Here is a 26124-nt window from a genome sequence, read left to right on the forward strand (position 1 = left end):
CTCTCCCTTTGGGAGAGGGACTTTGAAGGCAGCTTCCGGCTCCCCTCTCCTCTTGGGAGAGGGGCTGGGGGTGAGGGGTGCAGGGACTTTGCGATCTACTGATCCTAGAAATTTTCGTAGGAGCCCTAATTACGGTCGTTGTTGGTGTAGGTAATGCGGGTGCCGGCCCAGTTAAGCTTATTGCGCAGGGTACCGTAGTAGGAATGGTCTTGCCGCAGAATGATGAACTGGGCCATAGCCTCGGCCATGCGCACATCTACCCGTTGTCCGGGCCAGATGGCCGTACCCAAAACACCGTCAGTCCACAATTTAGTGGTCAGGTCTGGGTCGGCCAGGGGCCAGACGCTGACCACCGAACCGGGGGGCAGCACGATGGGGCGGCTAGACAAACTGAGCGGACAAATGGGCGTTACCACGATCGCATCCATGCCCGGATGAATGATTGGGCCGCCAGCGGCCACGGTGTAGCCCGTAGAGCCGGTGGGGGTGCTAATCAGCAGACCGTCGCCCTGGTACTGATCGACCACTTCCCCGTCGATCTCCATTTCGAGGTGGGAGGTGATCATGCGATCGGGGGAAGCAGGCTTAATGCTGATTTCGTTGAGGGCCAGGTAGGCATCGCTCACTGGATCAAGGTTAGTACGATGGCCTTCATAGATACGGGCCTGGAGCATCATGCGGCGCTGCACGGCAAAGCGATCGCTCCTGAGCCGCTCCCACACGGCCTCAGTGTCGTCCATCTCCTCAGAGCTTTCGGTCAAAAACCCCAGGTGCCCGCCAATATTCACCGCCAGAATGGGGATGTTCTCTGCGGCCAGGCTGCGGGCAGCGCTAAGGGCAGTACCATCGCCACCAAACACGATCGCCAGGTTGATGGGCTGGCTGACCGACGCTAAAAATACCGGGTAGGGGTTATCCTTCGGCCCGCTGGGGCCGCGCAGCACCCTGCTGCCCTGGGCCTCTAGCTGCTGAGCACACTTGCCAGCCCACTGCTGGCTCAGGCGATTTCCGGCCTTGTGGACGATAATGACTTGATCGAGTTGCAAAGTGAGTTACCACTTCAGCAGGTTGAACTGCTCCATATCGACGGTGTCGCGGTTGCGATAGATCGACAGCACGATCGCTAGGCCCACCGCCGCCTCAGCCGCCGCAATGCTAATCACAAACACCGCAAACACCTGACCATTAATGCCCACCGGGTCGAGATAGTTGGAGAATGCCAGCAGATTCAGATTCACCGCGTTCAGCATCAGCTCGATGGACATCAGTACGCGGATCACGTTGCGGCTGATGACCAGGCCATAGACCCCAATGCAAAATAGGGCGGCGGCGACAAGGAGGAAGTACTCAAGTTGCATGGCTAGGGCAGAGGGGGTGATGGGGTGGAAAAATGGAGAGATCCCAGGGTTATGTCTGGCGATCGCTAGAGAATCTGGCCAACGTCCCAGAGTTTTTTTAGGGTCTTTGGCAGCGGTTAGCTATCGGCGTCAGGGATAGAGATGGAAGATACCAGTTCGCGAGGACGCTCGGGCAGCTGTAGCGCTTCCGACTCTGGCTCGCCGGGTGCGGCATCGGGAATAAACTCGCGGCGGGCCAGCACGATCGCCCCAATCAGCGCAATCAACAGCAGCACCGACGCTAGCTCAAAGGGCAGCAGGTAATCGGTGAAAAAGTGGATGCCAATGGCGACGGTTGCCATGTCACCGCTGGCCACTTCGCTAGAAATCGCCCAAGGGGTGTTCAGCGTGGACGCGGCCAGCAGGGCAAACAGACCAACGCAAACTCCACCGGCTGCGACTTTACCTACCCAGGCTTGCTTGATTGGGGTAAAGGGCTGCTCTTTATTCACCAGCATGATCCCAAACAGGATGAGGACGCTGACGGCACCGACGTAGACCAGCACCTGCGCTGCCGCCACAAAGCCAGCGTTGAGCAAAATATAGAGACCCGATAGACTGGTAAACACCCCCCCCAGCAAAAACGCTGAGTAGACGATGTTGTCTAACAGCACGACCCCCAGGGCACCCCCCAGCGTCATCATGGTCAAAATGCCAAAGGCAACCAGTTGTACCCCTTCCGCTAGCGTCACAGTTTTGAACTCCTGATAAACAATCGAGCTATGACAGCCGTGGTAGCCAACGCGAATGTACCACGGAACCCTACAGAGTGATTAGCCAGCACTGCCTGCATCGGGCTTGGCCTCAGACTTTTCCTTGGCCTGGGCGGCTTCTAAAATTTCCTGGGGCATTTGACCGGCCCGTCGCGCGTTAGCAGGCAGATCGTGAGGATCCATCACGCCCTTGGGAAGATAGGCCAGTTCGCGCATGGGGGTAACCATGGGATCTTGGGTGACCTTGTAGGGTAGGCGACCGAGGGCAACGTTGTCGTAGTTGAGTTCGTGGCGATCGTAGGCCGCCAGCTCATACTCTTCGGTCATTGACAAGCAGTTGGTGGGGCAATACTCCACGCAGTTGCCGCAAAAAATACAGACCCCAAAGTCGATGCTGTAGTGCTTGAGATCCTTTTTCTTGGTGGTCTTGTCAAACTCCCAATCCACCACGGGCAGGTTGATGGGGCATACCCGCACACAGACCTCGCAGGCAATGCACTTGTCAAACTCAAAGTGAATGCGACCCCGATACCGCTCCGAGGGAATCAGCTTTTCGTAGGGGTACTGCACCGTGATCGGGCGGCGGCTCATGTGGTCAAAGGTGACTGATAGCCCCTGGCCGATGTATTTGGCCGCCTGCAAGCTTTCTTTGGCGTAGTCGCTGACTTGTTTGAGAAAACCCAACATGGGCGGTGACCTCCAGATGGTTACAGGTTGGCGATGGGGCGTCGGTCGCTGGTAAAAGGTGGCTTAAAGCTCTCTAGGGATTACTACCTACAGGGTAAAACAACATCCCCAGAGTCGCTATGACCTAGCCACCAAAGGCCACCGGGAAGGTGAGCTTGAGGGCAGCGGTTAGCAGCAGGTTGACCAGCGACACCGGCAGCAAAAACTTCCAGCCAAAGTCGAGCAGTTGGTCGATGCGAATGCGGGGCATAGTCCACCGTACCAGCACCGCAATAAATACCAGCGCATAGGCTTTGAACAGGGTCATCATGATGCCGATGGAGCCGGTAATCACCTGAAGCCAGGGGGTGGTTTCGCTCACTCCGATCAGACTGGCCAGCCAGCTCACCGAGATGGGAAACTCCCAGCCACCCAAGTAGAGAATCGAGACAATCAGCGCTGAAAGCACCAGATTGACGTATGAACCCACGTAGAACAGGCCAAACTTCATGCCGGTGTACTCGGTCTGATAGCCTGCCACCAGTTCCTCTTCTGCCTCGGGAAGGTCAAAGGGAAGACGCTCACATTCGGCCAGAGCTGCGATCCAAAAGATTAGGAAACCGGCGGGCTGACGCCAGATGTTCCAGCCGAGAATGCCATAGCCTGACTGCTGGTTGACAATGTCAATGGTGCTGAGGCTGTTAGACATCAGTACCACTGCCAGCACCGCCAGCGCTAGGGGAATTTCGTAGCTGATCGACTGGGCTGCGGCCCTCAGACCGCCCAGCAGAGAGTACTTATTGTTGGAAGAGTAGCCCGACATCAGCAGACCAATGGGGGCAATGCTGGACAGTGCAATCCAAAGAAAGATGCCGACGCCCAGGTCAGTAATGACCAAATTTTGGCCGAAGGGGACAATCAAATACGACAGAAATACTGGTATTACGACGATCGCAGGTCCCAGGGTAAACAAGATGGGGTCAGCTTTGGCAGGAGTAATATCTTCTTTGAAGATCAGCTTGATGCCGTCGGCGGCGGCCTGAAGGGTGCCCAAGGGGCCAGCAAACTCGGGGCCGATGCGCTGCTGTACGGCGGCGGAAATCTTGCGCTCTAGCCAGACGGTGACAAAAATACTCACCGTGGCCCCAATCAGAATCACTACCATGGGCAGCGGTAGCCACAGAGCTTTGGCGGCTCCGGCGGGTACCCCTAGGTCAACTAGGGCGCTGACGAAACTACCCTGTAGGTCAATTCCTTGATTCATGGGCCAGTCCTTAGCAACGGTAGGGTTAACTCTGGCAAAGAGAAAACACTTTAGATTCTACCGTCATCTTTCCCCATTCACCGGCGTGGGAGCAGCGGATTCATGGGAAGTTTTGGGGGGTAGGGATTGAGGAAGCGGGTGGGAAGAAAGTTTTAAGGGCTGAGTTTTGAGTGCTTGTGGCAGCGTTTTAATTTGAAATTCAACGTTCAAAACTCCTCTCGCTCTCCGGCAATCTCTCCTAACACCCCTGCTGGGCTCAGATGCAGTACCCTCTGACCATTGTTAATCGCTTGAACTATGTCTCTGCTGCTGACTTCTCTTGTGGCGCTGTTGCCCATCGCGACGGTCTGCTTGCTGCTCGTGGTGGCGCGGCGACCGGCGAGTCAGGCGATGCCCGGAGCGCTGGCGGTGACGGCGCTGGTGGCCTGGGGGGTATGGCGGGTGCCGGTAAACTACATTGCGGCGTCGCTGGTGCAGGGGTTGGTGATTGCCGCCGAAATTCTCTTCATCGTTTTTGGGGCGATTTTGCTGCTGAATGTGTTGCAAGCCTCGGGGGCGATCGCCGTCATTCGCCAGAGTCTTTTAGTGCTATCCCCCGATCGCCGGGTGCAGATGATTGTGATTGCCTGGCTGTTTGGCAGTTTTATTGAGGGAGCGTCGGGGTTTGGCACCCCGGCGGTGATCTGTGTGCCCTTGCTGGTGGCGGTGGGGTTTCCAGCGATGGCGGCTGTGGCGGCGGCGCTGATCATCCAGAGTACGCCCTCGACTTTTGGGGCGGTGGGCACGCCCCTGGTGTTTGGCATGGAGGCGGGACTGAGCGGGGCACCGGCAGTGGAGGCATCCCTGGCCACTAGAGGGGTGAGTTTGTTGGACTACATTGCCCAGGTAGGGACGCGGGCGGCGATCGTCCATGCTGTTATCGGTACCTTTATTCCACTCGTGCTGATTGTCTTGATGACCCGCCTGTTTGGGGTGGGGGAAGCTAAAAAAGAGGGGCTGAGCCTGTGGCCCTTTGCTCTGGTGTCGGGGCTGGCCTTTACGGTGCCCTACGCCCTGACGGCGATTTTTCTGGGGCCAGAGTTTCCATCCATGATTGGCGGGCTGGTGGGGCTGGCGATCGTCGTCACTGTGATTCGGCAGGGCTGGCTACAACCCACCCATCCCTGGGACTTTCCGCCGGAGGAGCAATGGCCCGACGCCTGGTCGGGTAGCATAACGCCCACCCTGGCCATGCCCCCGCCGGGGATGACGGTGCTGAAAGCGTGGCTACCCTACGTGCTTTTAGGGGGGCTATTGGTGCTGTCGCGACTGTCGCAGGTGCCCCTCAAGGGCTGGCTCCAGGGCATTCGGGCCTCGTGGACGGGCATTTTTGGCACTGCGATCGTCGCTGCCTCTACGCCGTTTTATCTACCGGCCACCATGTTTTTGGCGGTGGTGGCGATCACCTACTTTCTTCACCAGATGCAGCCGAGGGATCTGGGGCTGGCGGTGGGGCGATCGCTGCCCGTGCTGCAAAAAACTACCCTGGCCCTAGGAGCGGCGGTGCTGATGGCGCGGGTATTTATTAACTCTGGCGTGAATGGCGCGGGGCTGCCCAGTATGCCCCTGGCCCTGGCGGAGGGCATGTCGGCGGTGGCGGGGGGGACTTGGCCTCTTTTTGCAGCGGTGGTGGGTATGGTAGGAGCCTTTGTGGCGGGCAGCGTCACCGTCAGCAACATGATGTTTTCGCTGTTTCAGTTTGGTGTGGCAGAAAATATTGCTGCACCTTCGCCGCTGGTTTTGGCCCTGCAAACGGTGGGAGCTTCGGCAGGCAACGTGATTTGTGTATCGAATGTCGTGGCCGCAGCGGCGACAGTGGGGCTTTTGGGTCGCGAGGGCATTCTCATTCGCCAGCTTTTGCCCGTGGTGGCCTATTACCTGGGCCTAGCGGGAGTGATCGGGATGGTGTGGGCAGCAACGGGGGGATGAGGGGAGGTAGGGGATTGGGCGTCGGGTTTTGGGCTTTTCCCTAATACCTGGAACCTATCCAAACAAAAGCCCCCCAGCGCAAGCGCTAGAGGGGCAGGAGTTCCTGAAAATCGTCACTGTACTAATAGTCTGAGCTAAAGGGCCGAGTGCCCAGGGGGGTCAGACCCTTCAGGGCATCCCCTAGGAGGGGACAGAGGTAGAAAATCCCTGTTTGTCCCAGATTTGAGGGCGGTTGGCCAGGTCGATATAGTGCTGGTCGTGGGGGCCGGTGTAGATCTGGGTGGGGCGAAAGATGCGGTTTTCGCCGAGCTGCTCTTTCCAGTGGGCCAGCCAGCCCGACACTCGGGCGATCGCAAAGATCGGCGTGAACAGATCGGTGGGAATGCCCAGCTTGCGGTAGACCAGCCCTGAGTAGAAGTCGACGTTGGGGTAGATGCCCTTGGCTCCCAGTTTTTCGGAGACGGCCTGCTCCATCTCTAGGGCGATCGCGTAGTATTCATCCTGGCCAAACTTGTCAAACAGCTGCTCAGCCAGCCCCTGCAAAATGGTGGCGCGGGGGTCTTTGACCTTGTAGACCCGGTGGCCAAAGCCCATGATTTTAGACTTCTCAGCAATGCAGCGATCGACGTAGGGGCGCACATTCTCGACCGAGCCGATCTGCTCTAGCATCTCGATTACCTCTTCGTTGGCACCGCCGTGGAGCGGGCCAGCCAGGGTGCCCACCGCCGAGGCTACCACGGCGTAGGGGTCGGTGAGGGTGGAGGCCGTCACCATGGCCGAAAAGGTGGAGGCATTGATGGTGTGCTCGGCGTGGAGGGTGAGGCAAATGTCAAAAATGCGGGCCGCCAGGGGGTCGGGCTCGCGCTCGTTGAGCATGTAGAGAAAGTTGGCGGCGTAGTCGAGGTCGTCGCGGGGCTGCACTGGGTCGTTGCCCTTGCGCATCATCTGAAACGCCGCCACCATGGTGGGAATTTTGGCTAGCAGCCGCACCACTGCTTTTTGAATGTAGATAGGATCATCCAGGGCGCGGCGGGAGTAGAACAGGCCTAGGGCTGCCGCGCAGGCTTGCAGGGCATCCATGGGGTGGCCGCTCTCGGGAAAGCACTTCATCATGTCGCGAATGCGGTACTTAAGGCGGCGGTGGTAGCGAATTTCGTGCTCAAAGGCAGCCAATTCAGGTTTTGAGGGTAGCCCACCCCAAATCAGCAGGTAAGAGGTTTCTAAAAATGTGCTGCGCTGGGCTAGCTCTTCGATGGGAATGCCGCGATATTCTAAGATGCCCGTCTTGCCATCCACGTAGCTAATGCTCGACTGGGTGGCCGGTACACCCTCTAAACCGGGTCGGTACTCACATACAGTCATGTAGTTGTTACTCCCATTCTCTGACCTATGATTCCAATGGGGGCGATCGCCCTGCCGTCTTCAACGCTACCAAATCATTTGATCAACCCTAGGCCTACTGTCAACTGAGCCAAGTTTCGATAGGGTCTATCTGGGGCGATCGCCTAGAGTAGTGAGAGTCCCAAACGTTTCTGGCTGGCTTGCTATGACTACTCTTGCTGTAACCGTGCCTGATATGGCCTGCGGGGCTTGCGCCACTACCATTACCCAAGCGGTGAAGGCGATTGACCCTGCCGCTGAGGTCAAGACCAATCTAGAGTCTAAGGCAGTGGAGATTCATGCCAGCGTGAGTGCTGAGGCGCTGACTGAGGCCATTCAGAAGGCGGGATATACGGTGGCGGGGTAATGTTAGCTGAGATAGATGGCCTGAGCGGTGGCGGCAGATTGCTGGGCGGCGATCGCTACCCGTAGCGTGTACAAACTGTCCTCCGGCTGGCAGTACAGGGGTTGCCTCGTCAACAAATGGTCGATCACCTGGGCCGTGTCAGTGGCAAACAGCCCCCGACGAGAACCCACCGCAATGGGGCGATTTCCCTGTCTATCCACAAGCCGCCCCTCGTCGCCGTCAAAGCACAGCGCTCCAGCGTCTCCCCACACCTCTAGCTGCCTCGCAGCTTGCCAAATGCCCTCTCCCTTGCCATAGGTCACCTCCGCCACCAGCCCCGATGCAAACGTAAGCTGAGCTGTACAAAGGCAAGTCTTATAGCACTCCACTCCCCCACTCCCCGACTCCCCCACCTTTCCCACCACCCCACTCTCACTCTCTAGTCCGCCGTAGTGGTTCTGACAATACACCCGCGCCACCGGCCCAAAGCAGTCGATCAGCCGATGCAGACGCGACAGCGCCCCCACCAGGGGGAAGCCAAACAGCTCTCGGCTGTAGGTCCACGAGGTTGGGGCCGGATGCTTGGGCGAGAGCGTGCAGTAGCGGGCATAGTGGGGCTGCCCTACTGCCGCCAGATGGGCTTTGAGGGCGCGATGGGTGCCGCCCAGCAGCTCGATGTGTTCTACGTGCAGCAGGCGCTGTTTGGTCTGGGCCAGCGCTATGAGGGCTTGGGCCTCGTCGGCATCGAGGGCGAGGGGATATTCGACCACGACGTGGCGATCGGCCTCCAGCGCGGCCCGCACTACCTCGCCATGGCCGCTGTTGATGTGGCACACCATCACCAAATCCACCTCAGGATGGTGCACCAGGGTTTGCCAGTCTGGCAGGGCAATCGCACCATAGCGATCGGTAAATAGCTCAGTCTCAGCCTGGCGCTGGCCCGCCACCGCCCCTAGCTGCGCCTGGGGCATCTGGCCCAGGGCCTCAGCCCGTAACCGGGCGACAAACCCAGTGCCCACTATTCCGACCCGTACCCTGTCATCCACCATGCTCTCCTTCTGCTGTGTACCCTGATTTTTCTCCATTGGGGGATAGTGGGGTAAGTGGGATAGCAGCCTAACGGACGTCCTCCCCCTCACTCCCCCACCTCTTCACTCCCCCATGCCCCCCTATACTCCGCCCTGGTTTTTACAAAATGGCCTGGCCATGACCATCTACATCGCCGCAGTGGCCAGCCAGACCTGGCATCAGAATATTGATCTGGCCCCCGTAGCTTATCAAGACCACGTCTTTACGGGCTATGGAGCGGTGCCCATCTTTGGCCGTTGGGCGGTGCCTACCCTGCCAAAAAACAACCCCAAAGGTACTATCATCGCCACCTACGGCATTACCGGCAGCCTCGACGATCAGTGGCAGCTTGAGATTCTCAGTCGCAAAGCCTACCACCGGGGCTATGCCCTGGTGCTGTTTGACTGGCGCGCCCACGGCAAGACCGGCGAGCTATCGCCCACCCTGACCTCCGACGGCATCTACGAGGGGCACGACTACGTCGCCCTGTCCGCCCAGGCCAAGGTGCTGGGCTGTCCACCGCCCTACTGGTTTGTGGGCTATTCTCTCAGCGGGCAACTGGCCCTGTGGGGGGGCAAGGCGGCGATGAATTTGTCTGCCGATAGCGGCCTGGTAAATGGGGATATTGGCGGCGTGGCGGTGGTGTGCCCCAGCCTTGACTCCACCCGATCGCTCAAATATTTGACCGACGACCCCCTGGGGCGACAGCTAGAGCAATCTATCGCTAGGCAGCTCAAGCGCCTGGCCCAACGGCTGCACCAGCTGCACCCTGACCACTTTGACTTGGCAGCAATTAATCGCGCCAATAGCATCTGGGGCTTTGACCACGAGCTGGTGATTGGTCGCCTAGGGTTTGCCTCAGTCGAAGACTACTACGCTGCCAGTAGCCCCCTACCCTTTATGGCCGACCTGACGATTCCCACCCTGATTCTCTACGCTGCCGATGACCCGCTATTTAGTCCGGCGATCATCCCCGACCTGCGGCAGATTGATGGGGCCAACCCCAAGCTCGACCTGGTGCTGACTGACTACGGTGGCCATGTGGGCTACTACAGCGGCAGTGTGGGCCAGCGCCAGGCGGGCGACAGCGACCCCTGGTGGGCCTGGAACCGCACTCTGGACTGGATCGACCGTCTGACGGCCTAGGCTTGGGCCATGGCGCAACCCGCCAGCCAGCCGGTAGTCCAGGCGTTTTGAAAGTTAAACCCGCCGGTCACGCCGTCAATGTTGAGAAGTTCTCCCGCCAGATAGAGCCCTGGGCAGCAGCGACTCTCCAGGGTTTTGAAGTTGATCTCGGGCAGGGGAATGCCCCCACAGGTGACAAACTCGTCTTTGAATGCCCCTTTGCCTGCGATCGCATACTCCCCCCGGCTCAACTCCGTCACCAGCCGCTGCATCTGCGCCTTCGACAGATCGGCCCAGTTTAGCCCAGTGCCCAGATCGGCGCGGTGCTGCACCAGGTATTGCCACAGCCGCCGCGACAGGGCCGAAAAGGGTGAAAACGCTGCCACCGGGCGCTTGCCCTGGTCTCGCTTGAGGGTTAGTAACTGTTGCCGTACCTGATCTGGTTTGAGGTCAGGTAGCCAGTTCACCGCCAGGGTGGCCCGGTAGCGCTGGCGGTGTAGCCCTACAGCACCGTAGGCCGAGAGCTTGAGCACCGCCGGGCCGCTCAGGCCCCAGTGGGTGATCAGCAGCGGCCCGCTCTGGGTGAGAACGGGGGCATCTTCGAGCACTAATTGCAGCTGCACGGTCTCGACCGAAACCCCCGCCAGCTGATGCAGATCTGGATCGGCAATGGTAAAGGTAAACAGCGACGGTACGGGCGGCACCAGATCGTGGCCCAGACTGAGGGCCAGACGATAGCCCCCAGGGCTGCTGCCCGTGGCCAGCAGTAGCCGTTGACAGTGCCACTCAGCGCCCGATCGCGTTGACAGCGCAAAGCCCTCGTCGTCGCGCTTTGCCTGGGCAATGGCCTGGCCGGTGTGCAGGTGAATGCCCAGCCGCCGCGCTTCCCCCAGCAGGCAGTCGACAATGGTGCCCGAGTCATCGGTGGTGGGAAACATGCGGCCATCGGCCTCGGTCTTGAGCTGCACCCCTCGCTGCTCAAACCAGGCCACCGTATCTTGCGGTTGAAACCGGCTAAAGGGGCCGCGCAGGGCGTTTTTGCCCCGAGGGTAATTGCCCACCAGCACCGCCGGGTCAAAGCAGGCATGGGTGACATTGCAGCGCCCACCCCCCGATATTCTCACCTTGGCCAGGGCCTCGCGCCCCGCCTCAAAAATGTGGATCGAGCAGTCGGGGTTGGCTTCGGCGCAGGCGATCGCCCCAAACAACCCCGCCGCCCCGGCCCCCACCACAATCACCGTCGAATGGGCGCTGCTCACGGCAGACTCCCCGGCGGGTAGACCGTCGTGCTCACCCCGCCCTGGCGCTGGCTCCGCCGGTAGAGAATCTCTAACTTGCCCCCCGCCGCCTGAATGGCGGCCCGCTGACGGCGGTACAGCCCCTGAAACAGATTCGCCAGCAGCAGCGCCAGCAGTGCCACCACCAGCCCCGCCGCCGTGGAGGTTAACGCCTCGCCTACCCCCGAGGTGACGCCGCTGGCGGCTGGCCCCCCAGTCTCTCCCAAACGCAGGGTTGAGAAGACTTGCATCAGCCCCAGCACGGTGCCCAGCAACCCCAGCAGAGGAGCCACCCCCACCACAGTTTCAAACAGGGTCTGAAATCGCTTGAGTAGGGGCATCTCAGCCTGAGCCGCACTCTCTAAGGCCAGACGAAACTCTTCTGGCGTCGCGTCGCTCAGGGTGAGGGCGGCCAGAAAAATGCGAGCAATGGGCAACTGCTGGTGCTGCTTCAGTTTGGCGATCGCCCGCTGGGGATTTTGGCTAAAAGTACTCAGCACCTGGGGAATCAGCCCTCGCTGTTGCCGACCGATTTGGAGCCAAAACCAGCCGCGCTCGACCGCTAGGGCCAGGGTCAACAGCGAACACAGCAGCAGCGGCCACATCACAATGCCCCCCGCTGCAAACCAGTTACCCATATACCTTTACCCTAGAACCCCAACCATGATACTGGCCTAGATAGGTTTACGGTTCAACATGCAGAGGACAAGGTTCAAGCGGCTCCTTTGACCTTTGCTCCCCTACATCGTGCCGGGGAAGTGCTCGATCTGAGCGTAGCCGCTAAATACCAGCTGCTTACCCTTGGTCTCTAGCCGATTCACCCGTAGCAGCACGCCGTCGAGGTTAAACCGCTCTAGATCAACCATGCGGTTGAGCACCTCCGCAAAGCCCTTGGTCAAGGTAGACGAAATCGAGAGAATTGATTCTGGAATGCCCTCGGGCAAAAACTCTGGGTTAGCGAAGATAACTCGTCGCCGTTTTTCTACCGTCACCTGAGCCGACAGCTGAATGGGGACATCCTTGCGGTTGGGCAGGTCAGTCAGAGCCGAGATAGTGACCCCCTGGTCGGGCAGCAGGGTGATGTGAATGTTACGAAAGGTCACCGGGTCACCCCCCGACAGGGTAGTGACAGCTTCGTCGGTCACCCCTTCGAGATGCTGTCGCACCAGCTCGGCTTCAAAGGCGCGGTTGATAGCATCTTCAGTCAGCACCACCTGGGCCACCGCCTGAGTGGGCTGGCGCAAACGAATCTTGCCACCAATCGCCGAACCCACATCGATAGAGACCGCATCGGTCTCAAACATCATCTCAGCGGCCTCAAATTCTTTGCGAATGACGAGACCACGCCCCTCCATGCGAAAACTGTCAATAGTGCCCTGCAACATCTTGCTGGGCGGAGAACAGCGCACGGCAACCTCCACCACATCACTGCGGCTAAAGAGGTGACGCAGCGACTGGGTAGCCACAGAGTTGATCATTCGTTCGCCAAAGTCATTGGATCCTTTGGACTGAAACCCGGTAAAGCCACCGAACATAGAGGTTATTACCAACCTAATTCCCCTATTGTTGTAACAAAATATAAAGCCTTGTGGCCGACTTCTTTACAAGTCATGGCGTCATAAAATCGCTTCAAAAGTCTGTATGGCCCTCATGATAAAGGGTATAGCTGTTTGTAACCGATTGAACTTGGGGCGGCCTCACTGCCCCAAGTTCAATCTGACGTCGCTGCCCCAACCCCAAAGTAAGGGGATGGCGAACATCTAGAGGTGCATTCTAGAGGCGCAAAAACTGGCGATCGACCATTGAGCGCGGGGGCGACCATAGTCATGATGTATTTTGCTGCCTCAACGCCCCGACTAGGGGGATGGGCGGCTTGCCTGGGTCATCTTACCGCAGCCGATCGGCATTTTGCTGAGCATAGCTGCGGTTGGGCTGGTACTCGACCGCCTTTTGCTGGGCCACTGCGTAGTTAGGGTCAGACTGAGGCACTTGCTGCATCAGATCGATCGCCCTGGTCCAAGAGTCTGCTACCGCCTGCCACTGGGCTGAGGTACTAGCGGTTTGGGCCTGGTTGGCAGCGGTTTGGGCCGCATTCACCGCCTCTCTAAAAAAGTCGGCTTCAGCGACGGGGGCCGGAGTGGGGCTGGGGCTATCGGGGGCAGAGACCTCGGGCTCAGTCACCACCGGGTCGCTGGGGGTGGGTTGACGCATGCGCCCCAGCAGACCGTTGAGCAACAGCCCGGCCAAGGCCAAAATCAGGGCACCCAGGCCGAGGCCCAAAATCAGCCGCATAGGCAACCCTGAACCACCAGATGATTTCACCCCGCCGTCTTTGTCAAATTGATCGGGCGAGAGAGAGACGTGGGTAGACGGATCTGTACCAAACTCTTGAATGAAGTCATCGGTAGCGTCGGGCTCGTCACTGGATAGGGGCAGGCCACCGTGGTCTTGGATAAAGCCATTGGAGTCGCTGGCACTATCGCTAAATAGGTCAGTGTCAAAGCTTTCTTCGTCAAAATTGATGACGTCGATGTCCTCATTGCCCTGCCCTGTGCTGTCAAAGCCAGCAGCGGTAGTCCCCCCTGAGGCTAGATCCTCAGCCCCCAGCTCGACGGACTCAAAGGCGAGGTCTTCATCGGTGCCGCCAAAGTCCAGATTCCCCGGTTCAGCCATGTCCCCTAGGGGGAATGGGGTCTCTGCCAAGAAGGCTGCGTCATCATCAAACTCCCCAGGGACGATGAAGTCACCTTCAACGGTTTCGTCAAGCTCCATGGTGGAATTAAAGGAAAAATCGGGTTCAGCCTCAGGCTCGCTGTGGGCAAAGCTCAGGTCGGGGGTGGCGAAGTCATCGTTGGCGAAGGCGTTAGCTTCAGCTGCGTCAGCGGCCTCGGCGGCGGGGGCAAACACCAGACCAGGGTCAAACTCGTTGCCGAGGTCAAGCTCAGCATCTTCAGGGTTGTCTAGGGCGAGATCGGGATCAAAACCGCCCTCTCCCCAGGGGGCACTAGAGTCGCCGACAAAGCCTGGCTCGTCAGCGGCAGCTGGTTCTTCTAAGCCCAGGTCCCAGGCTAGGTCGGGGGCAGCGCCTGCGCTCGGGCTGGTTAAAGAGCCAGTACTGAGACCCTCCTCGCTAGAGGTGTAGAGGTCTAGGTCATCGCTAGGTTCGAGATCGATGACTGGGGTATCGGTGCTGCCCCAGTCAACCTGATCGGCTACAAATTCCTCAGTGCCAGAAGATAGGTAGCTATCTAGATCGTCTTCTGCCGGAGTCGATGGCTCCAGGGTGGCAAAGGCCGCGTCGCTGGCGGGGGAAGAGAGGTCAAGGATGTCAGCAGAGCCAAGATCTTCAAAGGCTACTTCCTCAGAGGGCAGCAGTTCTGGCGATAGATCGTCTAGGCCAGAGCCTGAGGCAAGATCGAAGTCAGGGAAGGCTATGTCTTCGGTTGCGATCGCCTCAGCATCTAGGGCTTCTGCCCCAAATTCTGCCTGGGCCACATCCTCTGAACTCAGATTCGTGAGGTCAAACTCCTCGGTCTCAAACCCTTCTGGCTCAAATCCTTCTGGCTCAAACCCTTCTGGCTCAAACCCTTCTGTCTCGAACCCTTCTGTCTCGAACCCTTCTGTCTCGAACCCTTCTGTCTCGAACCCTTCTGTCTCGAACCCTTCTGTCTCGAACCCTTCTGTCTCGAACCCTCCAGGGATGGGCTCAAAATCTATGCCGGCTAGGTCGTCAACGCTAGCGGTGGCCTCTGGGGTTAAGGCCCCATCCTCTTCCAGCGCAGCCATGTCGTCTAGGGGTGGAAAATCGACGTCTAGCTCCCAGTCACTGGAGCTATCAGCAGCGGCGGTAAACCCTAGGTCAGAGGTGCCGGTGGTACTGCTTTCCCAGAGGTCGTCTAGATCGGAGGTAATGGTGTCGCTGGGACTCGGAGTCTCGGCGGTTAGGTCGAGGCCAAGGTCGGTCTCATCAGAGGCGCCGATCGTCGCCTCTGACCCATCAACCAAACCGAGCTCGAGGTCAAAATCTGTTTCAGCTGCTAAACCTAGCTCTGCCGCCAGATCGGTCTCGGAGTCAAAGCTCAGATCCACTGGTTCAAAGTTGAGGGGGGTAGCATCTGATTGAACTTCTGGCTCTAACCCTAGATCTAAATCAATGTTGGTGGTGTCTGCGCCCAGGTCAAAGTCGTCGTCAGTGGCGTCGGTTGGCGGCATCGCCTCGGCTAGGTCAAGATCAAAGCTCAAATCTTCGGCGGGAGTATCGGCAAACCCGAGGTCAAAATCTAAATCTGTGGAGGCCTCAGCGGGAGTGTTGGTAAACCCAAGGTCAAAATCTAAATCTGTGGGGGTCTCGGCGGGAGTGTCGGTAAACCCAAGGTCAAAATCTAAATCTGTGGAGGCCTCAGCGGGAGTGTCGGTAAACCCAAGGTCAAAATCTAAATCTGTAGGGGTCTCGGCGGGGGCGTCGTCAAACCCGAGGTCAAAGTCGAGGGCGGCTGGTGCAGCCGTGTTATCTGGGCCTAGATCAAAGCCAAGGTCGCTATCGGTCAAGCTCAGGTCAAAGTCGGTAGCATTGGTAACGGCACTGCCCTCGCTGAGGTCGAGGTCGCCGTTGGCAAACCCGAGGTCAAAATCATCGACAGGCCCGAGCTCTTCATGGCTGCTGTCGGTGAAGTCTAGGTCAAAGTCGAGATCGGTGCTGTCGATACCGCTGTCTAAAACAGCATCGAGATCGGTTAGGCTGTGTACCTCAAGGGCAGGGCCGTCGAGATCAAAGTCGAGATCATTAGTGCTAGACAGATTGAGATCTGTCTCTAGGGAGGCTGGCTGGGGCTGAAGGGCCAGATCTTCGCTCCAGGCCTGGGCGTCGGTGCCGGGTTGGCGGGCCATCACCGTCAGGTGATCGATGTGAGCCAGCTCTAGACCGGTAATGCCTTTTCTAACGTAAGCTACTAGGTCGGTTTGGTTAGGCACCTGGTCGGCTTCTAGGCTGACGCGCAGGGTGCCTTCCTGTTGCACCACCTGGGCGGTAATGCCCTGGGCCTCAAGGTGGCGATTCATCAGAGCCGCGATCGCGTCTGGGTCGCCTTGGCGGGCTAGTTGTAGAGTAGTCTGAGGCGTAGTAGACATAGGGCTCTCTTGAATTCTATGAATTCAGCGCACGGGCCGGAGAATTCCCTATAGTATGCCCGTGGTGACAGATATTGGCACAATCAACCTGAAGCAGTGCTGAAACTGGGTGTTTTGTCCCCCTCAATGGTACGACTTTCAATATTTCAAATCGTTAAGGAGTTACGGATCGTTACGGACGAATCGTTGCGATCTGATTGTTGAGAACTTAAGGATTTTGCTGTTCTAGCTGTCGCAGCACGGTTTCGAGCTGTCGTTGGGCTTCGCCGTAGCTTTGCCAGTCTCCCTGCTGTAATGCCTGTTGGCCCTTTTCATAGGCTGCGATCGCCGTCTGAATTAAGTCGGTGAGACCCGTGGGCAGCGGCGGCTCAGCGGTGCCGCTCTCTGATCCGGTGGCCGTGTCTGGGCTAGTAGGACTGGCTGGTGCGCTGCCAAAGATAGCCTCTAGGCTTTGGTTGAGAGTTTCGCCCATGACCACGCGATCGCCGTAGGCCACAATCACCCGGCGCAGCTCGGGCAGTTCGCCCTGGTCGGCCCGCAGGTAGATGGGCTGCACATACAGCAGCGACTGCTCCACCGGAATCACCAGCAGGGTGCCGCGAATTACCCCGGAGCCCTGCTGGCTCCAGAGGGTGAGCTGTTGGGAAATTTCGGGAGTCTGGCTGATACGGGCTTCGATCTGGGTGGGGCCAAACACCAGCTCCTGCTTGGGAAATTCGTAGAGCAGCAGCCGGCCGTAGTTGTCGCCGTCAGAGCCGCCCGCCATCCAGGCGATCATGTTGTCGCGGTTGGCAGGGGTAAAGGGGAGAATTTGCATAAACTCTTCCCCCTGGAGCTGGGGCAGTTTCATGATGATGTAGTAGGGCTCCATGGTCTCGGCTACCCCGTCTCTGGTCTGTTCAGGAAAGCGCCACAGGTCTTCGCGGTTGTAGAAGACCTCGGGGTTTTCCATGTGGTAGGCGCGGTACATCTGGGCCTGCACGGTGAAAATATCCTGGGGGTAGCGCAGGTGCTCGCGGTAGCCCGCTGGCATATCGCCCATGGGCTTGAACAGGTTTGGGAAAATGCGGCTGTAGGTAGCCAAGATCGGGTCTTCGCCGTCGCGGGCGTAAAACTCTAGGGTGCCGTCGTAGGCGTCGATAAACACCTTGACCGCATCGCGAATGTAGTTGACGCCGTTGCGCATCAGCGGGTTGGCGCTATCGACCAGGGAGACCAGATCGGTGCGGCGGTTGAGCGGCTCTGAGTAGGGGTAGCGATCGCTGCTCGTATAGCCATCTAACACCCATTTGATGCGCCCATCGACTACCACCGGGTAGGGGTCGGTGTCGTAGGTGAGAAAGGGGGCAATTTGGCGGACGCGCTCGGTGATCACCCGATGGTAGTGAATGCGGGTTTCGGGGCTGAAATAGTTGGAAATGACAATGCGAAAGTTGCCCAGGTCGTAGGCGTAGGCCAGTTTTCGCAGCAGCGAATTGAGGGGAACTCCGCCATCTCCGGTATAGCGGTAGGAGGCATTGGTGTCGCCCAGCGGATAGTCAAACTCGTCGGTATTGGCCCCGGTAAAAATGTAGTTGCGGGGGCTTTCGCCATAGTAAATGCGGGGCTGGTCGAGGGGCACATCTACCGTTGAGACCGGGGGCACATTGCGAATAAAGAAATCTGGCAGCCCGTTGGGGGTCACCTGGTTCACCGGGCTCATCACCACCCCAAAGCCGTGGGTGAACTTGAGCTGGCGGTTGATCCAGTTTTGGGCCTCGGGGGGCAGCTGCTCGACCGGCAGCTCGCGGGCCGAGAGGGTGACCTGGCGGTAGTCGCCGTTGAGGGTGTAGCGGTCAATGTCGACGTCTTCAAAGTTGTAGTAGAGGCGAATTTCTTGCAGCTGCTTGTAGGTGCTCAGCAGCGGGGCGTAGTCCCACAGGCGAATGTTGCCAATGGTGGGGCCGTTGGTGTCAACCAGGCTGCGGGTGAGGTTGTTTTCGGCGGGGAAGGGCTGGGTGTTGACGGTGGTGAGGTTGTAGGCCGCGCGAGTAAAGGCAATATTGTGCTCAATGTAGGGGCGCTCAATGGTGAGCTCGTTGGGCTCCACAAAAAAGTTTTGCTGAAACCAGGGGTAGAGGCCATTTACCAGCACCAGCACCCCGAGGTAGATGACAATGCCAAAGATCGGCAGCGAAAAGCCGCTGCGCCAGAGGGCGATCAAAAACAGCACCGCCACTGCCAATGTGACAAAGCCCATCAGCCAGTAGGATTGCAGCCGGGCGTGCACATCGGTGTAGCCCGCCCCAAAGATGACGCCGGTGTCGGAGTACAGCAGCCCGTAGCGATCGAGCCAAAAGCCTGCGGCTAGGAGCACTGCGATCGCCGCCAGCAGCAGACACAGGTGCGCCTTAGCCTCCCCGGTGATGAAGTACTTCCAGCCGCGCTCAGGGCGCACCTCACCCTTAAGGGCATAGACCCCAGCGGCGAGCATCAGCGCCCACACCAGCAGCCCCAGCAGGTTGGTCTGGAGCGCCTGCCACAGGGGCAGCTGAAACATATAAAAACTGATGTCGCGGCCAAAGATCGGATCAACGGTGCCAAAAGATGTGGGGTTGAGAAACTGAAGCACCGTCTGCCAGCCCCCGGCGGCCCGCAGCGTCACCCCCAGGGCGAGCAAAAAGATCAGCCCCACTACCCCCAGGTTGATCAACCGCTCAAGTTGCTCTCGCTGGGTCAGGTCGCTGTAGCGGCTGAGAAAACGGTAGCTGCGATCGCGCGTCAGCCGCTGGGCAAAGACATAGTTAGTCCACAGCACCCCGGCGTAGAGGGCAAACACCCCCAGCCCTAGCCCCAGCTGCCACTTAACGCGCAGCCAAAACACCGAGCCATAGCCTACCGACTCAAACCACCACGACTCGGTCAGCAGATGCACCAGGCCGCCCGAAAATACCAGCAGTAGCGTAACGGCTACCAACCAGGGCAGCAATCGACGGGCTCGGAGCGACTTCGCAGGAGAGTAGGTCACAGGATGGCAACTAGGGGCGGAAACAATAGCCTCAGAGACATACTCTAAGGGCCAGGCTCTTAAAGTCTAGCGATCTCCACCCCTGAGAAGGTTGTTAATTCTAGAGGGCTTAACTTTTTTTAGACTGTTCCGGCCATATCGAGTCCAGCTCGGGATCGTTAGCTTTCCTATCGCTAGAACTCCACTGCTCGACTTGATTGAGATTCAAGACCATTGTCACCTTTTGTTAAGCTCGTGCGGAATGTCCGGAATTTTACGGAAGTTACCTGGGAAACCTTACAAGCAGTAGCCCTCCCTCGGTGCCCCACCTATGAGCGAATATACAGGCATGACCCCCACCGTCATCATTGGCGTGGGGGGCACTGGCAAAGAGATTCTGATCAAAATTCGCCGCATGATCGTGGAGCAGTATGGCTCCCTCGACGCCCTGCCGATCGTCTCGTTTTTGCACATTGATACTGAGCAAAATGCCCGCGTCTCCGAAGCGCAAACCGTCCTCAAGCAAGACATCTCTCTGCGACCGATCGAGCAGGTGTGGGCCAAGGTCGAAGACGCCAAGGCCATTCTCAACAAGCTCTCGGCCTACCAATATTTAGACGAATGGTTCCCCAGCGAACTCAAGGGCACCGACTCGATTCTCTCGGGAGCCGGTCAGATTCGCGCCCTGGGCCGGTTTGCCTTTAGCCTCAACTACCCGCTGATCAAGGACTACTTCACCAAGGCCAAGGGGCGCATCGTCGGCCACGAAAAGTTCATGCTCGATCGCTGGAAGGTACAACTCGACAAGGGCATTAACATCTTTGTGGTCTGCTCGCTCTCCGGCGGCACCGGCTCGGGCATGGTGATGGATTTGGCCTACAACCTGCGCGACTGGGTGCCGGTGTCAGAACTGCCCCAGACCAGCGCCTTTTTAGTGCTGCCGGGGGCGTTTTCGGGGTTGGGCGATCGCGTCATCGCCAACGCCTACGCCGCTCTGATGGAGCTGAACCACTACAGCCGCAGCGACACCCGCTTTGACGTGCAGTACAGCGACAGCCAGAGCGATCGCATCACCAGCCAGAGCGGCCTCGATGTGCCCTTCAACTTCACCTACCTGGTGGGCAACAGCAACGACAAAGTCACCTTTCCCACCTTGGGCGACGTACTCGAAATGGTCGCCCAGAACGTGTTTCTCGACTTTAGCTCCGGCTTTAGCCAGTACAAAAAGCTGGTGCGCGACAACGTGCGCAAACACTGGGCCAGCCCCGACGCCCTGGGCTATCCGCAAAACTTCATGAGCTTTGGCCTCTCCAGCATTCAGTTCCCGGTGGAGCGGGTGCTGAACGCCTGCTCCGCCCGCCTGGCTGCCAAACTAGTCGACTGGTGGAGCAACCCCACCCCGGCTCCGGCGGCCATGTCTGACCTGATTCGCACCGAGATTCTCCCCGGGCTGTTCCTCGCTGAGTCAGAGCACGACCACCAGATCGTTGACAGCATCAGCATGGGCGACAACAAAAAGCCCTACGCCAAAGAAGTCGCCGACTGGGCGGCGGGCATTCGCAAGCGCCGCAACGACCTCAATATCCCCTTTGAGAACCTGCAACGGTTCATCTCCAACGAGCAGGAGAAATATTCCCCCCACTTCCACGACACCGGGACGGATCCAAAGCGCTGGAGCGACTACTTCCAAAAAATGTGGGACAACCTCACCTGGCTAATTCCCGAAAAGCGCAAGGAACTGCGGGCGGCGGTGTACCTAATGGTGGAAGACCGCTTCCGGGGGCCGAAGTTTACCCGGCAGTTCTTAGAAGTCTTAATCGAGGTCTTCGCCGACTTTCGCAGCAAATTTGACCAGGACCGACAAAAATACTGGCTGCCCCGCGAGCGATCGGCCCAAAATGCCCTGCAAACCCTGCTCAAGCAGATCGACAACCACGCCAAGCAGATGATGATGCTCAACCGTAAGAAAGTCATCGAAGACGACTTTCAGGGCATCATGCAGGCGCTAGAGCAGATCTATGTCTCTAAAGTGGAGGTCAAAGCCCGCACCCTGGGGGTGATGCTGCTCGACGGCCTGCGCGAAGAAATTGACCAGCTCTTGGTCGATCTGACCGCCTTTGAAACCGTGCTGGCCAACGTCCAGGTCGAGCTGAAGGACAAAGAGCGCGTCTACACCCGCGAGACTGGCGGCCTCACCGTCAACGGTATTTTGCTCTACGACGAAAAAGAGATCGACGCCGCCTACCGCAACACCGTCGCCGACCAGGAAGAAACCCTCTGCCAAACCCTCTCCCAGCAGGTGCTCGAAGAACTGCGGCTGCGCCTGTTTGACCTCTACCCCTACGACGCCCTCAAGACCAAAGACCTCTACGAGCGGCTGCTGGGTCAGGCGATGGATGTGTTTCGTCGCCGCAGCCAGCTCGACATTTCCACCGCCCGCAAATTTCTAGAGCAGTACCCTACGGTGGAAATGCAGGAGGCCCAGATCAAAACCACCTTCGAGAAGTCGGAAGCCTTTTTGCGCCTCAGCCAGGAGCAGAAAAAACTGGGCTGGGACGACAAGCTGGAAAAGTACCAAAAACTGGTCGGCATCCAGGGCGGCAGCAAACCCACCGACCCGGCGGTCTCGGCTCTGCTGCCGATGATTCGCAAAACCAGTACCGTCACCGACAAAGAAATTCGCCCCCTCAACGACCCCTACCACATCTACTTTGTGCAGGAGATTGGCGCGTTCCCCCTGCGGCTGATTGAGGGCATGGAGCGGATGCGATCGCTCTACCGCGCCGTCAGCCAAGCTGACCACAACCCCCTGCACACCCACCAAGACTATCGCCAGTTTGGCGATGTCATGCCCGAAACCAGCAACGAGCGCCAGGCCCGCTACAACCTGATGCTGGCCAACGCCCTGGGCCTGGTGCGCCGCGAAGACAACCGGGTGACGGGCTTTGCGGAGGTCAAATTTACCTACCGTGACAAGCTCACCGGCTTTGACAAAACCGAGGTCATGGGCACCACCTGGCAAGAGGCGGAGGACTTCCTCCTTACCGACCAGAACCGTCGCTTGGCCGAAACTCTAGACAACGGCATTCGGGCGATCGGCGAGCAGGCCGCCACCAAACCCCAGAAACAAGCCCTATACACCCAGGTGATGACCTACCTGCAACAGCAGGAGCAAACGCTCCCCGGCGGCTCCGACAGCGATGAATTCAAGCGCATTCAGGCGGCGATTTCCAACTTCGTCACCACCCACCGCCTGTTTATCCCCGGCGACCAACCCCCGGTGGCTGTGGCCATTCCGACCCCAGTGGCTGCCCGCCCTGTCACCAACCCCGCCCCCGTCGTTCTCGATTCCGAAAACTTGGCCAAATACGCCAAGCTAGTGGAAAGCTGTTACCGTCGCGGTACGCCTTCCGCCACGGAGTTAGAGCTGCTGGAGAAGTTTCGGGTGAAGTACGGGGTATCGGTGGAACAGGCGAATGCGATCGCCGCCCAATTCCTTCCCCAAGACACCCTCGAACAAGCCGCCGCCGAGTTTGCCCTAATGTTTCGCGCCTTCCTCGACAACGACGGCGAAATCGACCTAGAAGAGCAGGCCCAACTGCTCGAACTCCAGGAAGAAATAGGCCTTACCAACGAACAGGTCGCCACTATCGAAGACAACGTGCGCGCTGAAATGAATAGACCATAGGCATGTTAGATTCGCGATTTTGGATTTTGGACTGTTTCCTGAAAAGTCGGGAATCGTCAATTTGCCGGGGGTTCCCCATCCAAAATCCAAAATCCATTTACTCCACTACCTTTCCCTCCTTTCCTAAAACACCATGACCGACAGCTTCAACCACGTCACCTGCCCAAAATGCGGCTACGAAGAAAACTCCACCACGGCCCAGAAGTGTGAGATCTGCGGCCAGCCTCTGAAAAAAAGTAAGTCGATAGCTCCCGTCATTGCAGGGGTCGGGGCCGCCATCTTTTTAGGAGCCTTGGGTTTCACGGGCTACAACGCCTTTTTTCGTAAGGATGCGTCCCAGCCTGTTCCCCAGGCCACCAATCCCACTAATCCTCCGGTGGATGCCAATGCTAATACGGGAGTGGATCCGACGGCTGCGACGCCGACGACCTCAGGGCAGCCGGGCAATGTGGCGAATGCACTGAGCTGGGGCGATCGCATCCTCTTTACCGACGCCCCCAACGCCGACATGCAGGCCGGGGCCGCCGCCTTTGCCACGGGCGACTACGCCACCGCCGCCGCCCGCTTCGAGGCCGCCCGCCAGGCCGTCCGCAACGACCCCGAAGCGCTGATCTACTTCAACAACGCCCGCTTGGGGGCCACCCCCGCCCTGGGTATTGCCGCTGTGGTGCCCATCGGCGACACCCCCAACACCGCCCGCGAGCTGCTGCGCGGTGTAGCCCAAGCCCAGGATGAGGCGATCAAGGCCGGCACCCCTGTGAAGGTGCTGATTGCCGACGATCGCAACGATGCGGGCCAGGCAGCGGCGATCGCCAACGCCCTCGTTCAAGACCCCAACGTTGTTGGCGTTATCGGCCACGGCACCAGCACTACCACCCTGGCTGCCGCCCCCATCTACCAGCAGGGGCAACTGCCGATCATCTCCCCCACCAGCACCACCACCGAGCTGGCCACGCTGACCAGAGACGGCGGCAACTTTGTTTTCCGGGTTATCCCCAGCGACCAGTTCACCGGCACCACCCTGGCCCGTCATATGCTGGCCCAGGGGCAAAGTCGGCCCATCGTGTTCTACAACTCCCAGAGTTCCTACAGCAACTCGCTGCAAGAGGCCTTCTCTACCACCCTGGGCCTAGAGGGGGGACAGGTGACCAAGCTAGTGGATCTCTCTCAGGGCAACCCTGCCACCGAGCTTCAGGGCAGCGGGGCCGATGCGATCGTGCTGCTGCCCGACTCGGCCACCTTTGACGCGGCGATCGCCGTTGCCCAGCTTAACAATGGCCAACTGCCGGTGCTGGCGGGCGACGCCTTTTACCGCATTGATGCGTTAGAAAAGGGCGGCGCTAGTCTGACGGGCACCGTCGTCACCGTGCCCTGGCACCCGCTCAAATCGACCCCACCCTTTGCCCAGACCTCCTCGGGTCTCTGGGGTGGCGATGTCAACTGGCGCACTGCTCTCAGTTACGACGCCTTCCAGGCGTTGAGTTCGGCCCGCACGGTTGGGAACGTAGCTCCCGGCAGCGGTACTTCGGGACGCACTGCGATCGGTCAGGCTCTAGCCGCCCAAGGGTTCGCCGCTAATGGATCTACTGGAGCGATTAGCTTCTTGCCGTCGGGCGATCGCAACACCACCGTACTGCTGGTTGAGGTGCAGCCCGGCACCCGCTCGGGCACTGGGTTTGATTTTGCGCCCTTGCCCTAGTTGCCGATCCTGGCGTTGCCTTCTTCGCCAACAGAGGCATCAGCCAAGATGCCAGCGAGATAGGGGAGTCAAGGGCTAAACATGTTGCCGCTATTGCGACTTGCTAGCGCTTGACTCCCTTAGATAGAACAACATCCCCATGAAAGGTAATGCCCTCGTTCAGTCATCAACCCGTCCCAAACCAAGAAAAACGATCATTCCTAAGATCCTACCGAGACTTTAGGGATGTCTGGGGGCAAAAGTTCTTGTATTTATGATGATTTATTTGTCGTTTTAGTGATCGCTTCAAGACTATGCCCCTGCGGCCAATGCATAATTGCAGGTGTGAAGTGTAATCTCAAAGAACTATGGGCAATAAGTCTATCCGGTGGATAGTCAAGTTTACTATTCCATTGGGGTTTAGTTTTGCTGCCTTAACTATGGGTTATAAAGGCCTTGCCCAGGGGGCGCCGGTTGAAAGCGCGATCGCATCAGCGGCTTCGAGCAATATTTGGTCAATTGCTCTGCTGCTTTCTCTATGGCTATTTATTCCTCTGCTTGCGACCATTATTATCTCAGTGCTGGCCTTTAGAATTTCTCCGACAGAAGCCATTGAGGCCGAGGGAGAAAATATTATCAAGGTTTTGCCGGGTCTTAAATTTAAGGCCAAAGGGCCAACGGCAACTTTTATCATTTTATTAGCCCTCAGCTCTCTGCTTATATTGACTCAAATTGATAAGGTGCTTGCCCCCATAGAGAGCGGTGTAGATATTGCTAAACTAAAAACTTTTCTAATTGAACAGCAAATTGTTGACTCAACCGATGAACGTCTAGCGAGTCTAGATGTAGAGGCTGTTCTGGATTTGCTCGATCAGTATCTCAACGCCACTAAGCTCGGGCTAAACCCCTGGACGTTGAATACAAAAGTGGGACTCTATCGGCCTAATTCCCCTAGCCCCAGCCTGATGTCTGATACCGAGGTGAGGCGCATTGTCGATGAAAAAACCCTCTCGGTTCACGTAGAGTCTGTGCCCAAGGTAGAGCCTCCCTTTGGTACCAATGTGACGATTGAGAAGCTGCTATATTTCCCGATTGGGGCAAAAACAACTGACGACATTCGCAAAGCGGTAGAAGACAGTAGCGACGGCGTCAACCTGGGCTTTGTCGTGGTTAAACCTGGAGAGCCCTACCGCTATTACAAGGCGGCCAACCTCAAGGGTATGAGTCTAAGTGGGCAACTCGACTACCAAGAATCTAGCGCCGGTCAGGGCTCCCCAGCGACCTGTAATGCCGATCAGGAGAAACTAACCCTATCGATTAACTTCCAGGAGCGCAGAATGTGGCTAGGCCCCTGCGTTCTACTAGACTACGAAACCGCCCAGAGTCTCTAAGCAGAATGGCTGCTGGGATACATGCAGATAGATTTCTACCCATCGAAGGG

18 protein-coding genes are annotated in these 26124 nt (G+C 58.3%); 6 read left to right on the forward strand and 12 right to left on the reverse strand.

Annotated features, from left to right (window positions below; genetic code table 11):
• Positions 1-125: 125 nt before the first annotated feature.
• The 5 genes from AC0QKW_RS19330 to nuoH all read right to left on the reverse strand — a co-directional run bounded on the left by AC0QKW_RS19330 (position 126) and on the right by nuoH (position 4040).
• On the reverse strand, positions 126-1046 hold the full coding sequence (locus AC0QKW_RS19330) for an NAD(+) kinase (protein ID WP_473152722.1): 921 nt from the start codon (positions 1044-1046) through the stop codon (positions 126-128).
• A gap of 6 nt (positions 1047-1052) precedes the next feature.
• A complete protein-coding gene (nuoK, locus tag AC0QKW_RS19335; protein WP_473152723.1) occupies positions 1053-1358 on the reverse strand; it encodes an NADH-quinone oxidoreductase subunit NuoK in 306 nt (101 codons plus the stop codon).
• Between the two features lie 116 nt (positions 1359-1474).
• On the reverse strand, positions 1475-2089 hold the full coding sequence (locus tag AC0QKW_RS19340; protein ID WP_473152724.1) for an NADH-quinone oxidoreductase subunit J: 615 nt from the start codon (positions 2087-2089) through the stop codon (positions 1475-1477).
• Positions 2090-2170: 81 nt separating this feature from the next.
• Positions 2171-2794, reverse strand: a complete 624-nt coding sequence (ndhI, locus tag AC0QKW_RS19345; protein ID WP_473153010.1) for an NAD(P)H-quinone oxidoreductase subunit I — start codon at positions 2792-2794, stop codon at positions 2171-2173.
• A 127-nt stretch (positions 2795-2921) separates the two neighbouring features.
• Complete coding sequence (nuoH, locus tag AC0QKW_RS19350; protein WP_473152725.1) at positions 2922-4040, reverse strand: NADH-quinone oxidoreductase subunit NuoH; 1119 nt, start codon at positions 4038-4040, stop codon at positions 2922-2924.
• A gap of 297 nt (positions 4041-4337) precedes the next feature.
• Here nuoH and AC0QKW_RS19355 point away from each other — a divergent pair, with 297 nt between their 5' ends.
• A complete protein-coding gene (locus AC0QKW_RS19355) occupies positions 4338-6008 on the forward strand; it encodes an L-lactate permease (protein WP_473152726.1) in 1671 nt (556 codons plus the stop codon).
• A 180-nt stretch (positions 6009-6188) separates the two neighbouring features.
• On the opposite strand, the gene AC0QKW_RS19360 is transcribed toward AC0QKW_RS19355, so the two are convergent.
• Entirely contained in the window at positions 6189-7370 is a 1182-nt protein-coding gene (locus AC0QKW_RS19360; protein WP_473152727.1) for a citrate synthase, read from the reverse strand.
• Positions 7371-7554: 184 nt separating this feature from the next.
• Here AC0QKW_RS19360 and AC0QKW_RS19365 point away from each other — a divergent pair, with 184 nt between their 5' ends.
• Positions 7555-7755: a heavy-metal-associated domain-containing protein gene (locus AC0QKW_RS19365; RefSeq protein WP_473152728.1), complete on the forward strand. Its 201-nt coding sequence runs from the start codon at positions 7555-7557 to the stop codon at positions 7753-7755.
• Positions 7756-7757: 2 nt separating this feature from the next.
• Here AC0QKW_RS19365 and AC0QKW_RS19370 read toward each other — a convergent pair whose 3' ends face one another.
• The gene (locus tag AC0QKW_RS19370) at positions 7758-8819 is read right to left on the reverse strand and encodes a Gfo/Idh/MocA family protein (protein ID WP_473152729.1); all 1062 of its coding nucleotides are present in this window, start codon (positions 8817-8819) and stop codon (positions 7758-7760) included.
• 76 nt (positions 8820-8895) lie between these two features.
• Between AC0QKW_RS19370 and AC0QKW_RS19375 the strand changes: the two genes are divergently transcribed.
• Positions 8896-9948 (forward strand): YheT family hydrolase, encoded by a 1053-nt coding sequence (locus AC0QKW_RS19375; RefSeq protein WP_473152730.1) that lies wholly within the window; start codon positions 8896-8898, stop codon positions 9946-9948.
• On the opposite strand, the gene AC0QKW_RS19380 is transcribed toward AC0QKW_RS19375, so the two are convergent.
• The 5 genes from AC0QKW_RS19380 to AC0QKW_RS19400 form a co-directional block, all read right to left on the reverse strand.
• Positions 9945-11186 (reverse strand): BaiN/RdsA family NAD(P)/FAD-dependent oxidoreductase, encoded by a 1242-nt coding sequence (locus AC0QKW_RS19380; protein ID WP_473152731.1) that lies wholly within the window; start codon positions 11184-11186, stop codon positions 9945-9947. The genes AC0QKW_RS19375 and AC0QKW_RS19380 overlap by 4 nt on opposite strands.
• The gene (locus AC0QKW_RS19385; RefSeq protein WP_473152732.1) at positions 11183-11842 is read right to left on the reverse strand and encodes a MotA/TolQ/ExbB proton channel family protein; all 660 of its coding nucleotides are present in this window, start codon (positions 11840-11842) and stop codon (positions 11183-11185) included. The genes AC0QKW_RS19380 and AC0QKW_RS19385 overlap by 4 nt, the downstream gene beginning before the upstream one ends.
• A 102-nt stretch (positions 11843-11944) precedes the next feature.
• On the reverse strand, positions 11945-12739 hold the full coding sequence (locus tag AC0QKW_RS19390; RefSeq protein ID WP_473153011.1) for an LmeA family phospholipid-binding protein: 795 nt from the start codon (positions 12737-12739) through the stop codon (positions 11945-11947).
• A gap of 352 nt (positions 12740-13091) precedes the next feature.
• On the reverse strand, positions 13092-16331 hold the full coding sequence (locus tag AC0QKW_RS19395; RefSeq protein WP_473152733.1) for a hypothetical protein: 3240 nt from the start codon (positions 16329-16331) through the stop codon (positions 13092-13094).
• 208 nt (positions 16332-16539) lie between these two features.
• The gene (locus tag AC0QKW_RS19400) at positions 16540-19338 is read right to left on the reverse strand and encodes a UPF0182 family membrane protein (protein ID WP_473152734.1); all 2799 of its coding nucleotides are present in this window, start codon (positions 19336-19338) and stop codon (positions 16540-16542) included.
• 310 nt (positions 19339-19648) lie between these two features.
• Between AC0QKW_RS19400 and AC0QKW_RS19405 the strand changes: the two genes are divergently transcribed.
• The 3 genes from AC0QKW_RS19405 (at position 19649) to AC0QKW_RS19415 (ending at position 26074) form a co-directional block, all read left to right on the forward strand.
• Entirely contained in the window at positions 19649-23005 is a 3357-nt protein-coding gene (locus tag AC0QKW_RS19405) for a tubulin-like doman-containing protein (protein WP_473152735.1), read from the forward strand.
• A 133-nt stretch (positions 23006-23138) separates the two neighbouring features.
• Positions 23139-24704 carry an ABC transporter substrate-binding protein gene (locus AC0QKW_RS19410; RefSeq protein ID WP_473152736.1) on the forward strand — a complete coding sequence of 522 codons (1566 nt, stop codon included), beginning with the start codon at positions 23139-23141 and terminating at the stop codon, positions 24702-24704.
• 419 nt (positions 24705-25123) lie between these two features.
• Entirely contained in the window at positions 25124-26074 is a 951-nt protein-coding gene (locus AC0QKW_RS19415; protein ID WP_473152737.1) for a hypothetical protein, read from the forward strand.
• Positions 26075-26124 lie beyond the last annotated feature (50 nt).

This window comes from Pseudanabaena sp. PCC 9330 (genome assembly GCF_055795045.1).

Coding starts and splice junctions, on each gene's coding strand:
- nuoK (WP_473152723.1), bottom strand. CDS start 1,358: ATGCAACTTGAGTACTTCCTCCTTGTCGCCGCCGCCCTATTTTGCATT.
- nuoH (WP_473152725.1), bottom strand. CDS start 4,040: ATGAATCAAGGAATTGACCTACAGGGTAGTTTCGTCAGCGCCCTAGTT.
- AC0QKW_RS19355 (WP_473152726.1), top strand. CDS start 4,338: ATGTCTCTGCTGCTGACTTCTCTTGTGGCGCTGTTGCCCATCGCGACG.
- AC0QKW_RS19360 (WP_473152727.1), bottom strand. CDS start 7,370: ATGACTGTATGTGAGTACCGACCCGGTTTAGAGGGTGTACCGGCCACC.
- AC0QKW_RS19365 (WP_473152728.1), top strand. CDS start 7,555: ATGACTACTCTTGCTGTAACCGTGCCTGATATGGCCTGCGGGGCTTGC.
- AC0QKW_RS19370 (WP_473152729.1), bottom strand. CDS start 8,819: ATGGAGAAAAATCAGGGTACACAGCAGAAGGAGAGCATGGTGGATGAC.
- AC0QKW_RS19375 (WP_473152730.1), top strand. CDS start 8,896: ATGCCCCCCTATACTCCGCCCTGGTTTTTACAAAATGGCCTGGCCATG.
- AC0QKW_RS19385 (WP_473152732.1), bottom strand. CDS start 11,842: ATGGGTAACTGGTTTGCAGCGGGGGGCATTGTGATGTGGCCGCTGCTG.
- AC0QKW_RS19390 (WP_473153011.1), bottom strand. CDS start 12,739: ATGTTCGGTGGCTTTACCGGGTTTCAGTCCAAAGGATCCAATGACTTT.
- AC0QKW_RS19395 (WP_473152733.1), bottom strand. CDS start 16,331: ATGTCTACTACGCCTCAGACTACTCTACAACTAGCCCGCCAAGGCGAC.
- AC0QKW_RS19405 (WP_473152735.1), top strand. CDS start 19,649: ATGAGCGAATATACAGGCATGACCCCCACCGTCATCATTGGCGTGGGG.
- AC0QKW_RS19410 (WP_473152736.1), top strand. CDS start 23,139: ATGACCGACAGCTTCAACCACGTCACCTGCCCAAAATGCGGCTACGAA.
- AC0QKW_RS19415 (WP_473152737.1), top strand. CDS start 25,124: ATGGGTTATAAAGGCCTTGCCCAGGGGGCGCCGGTTGAAAGCGCGATC.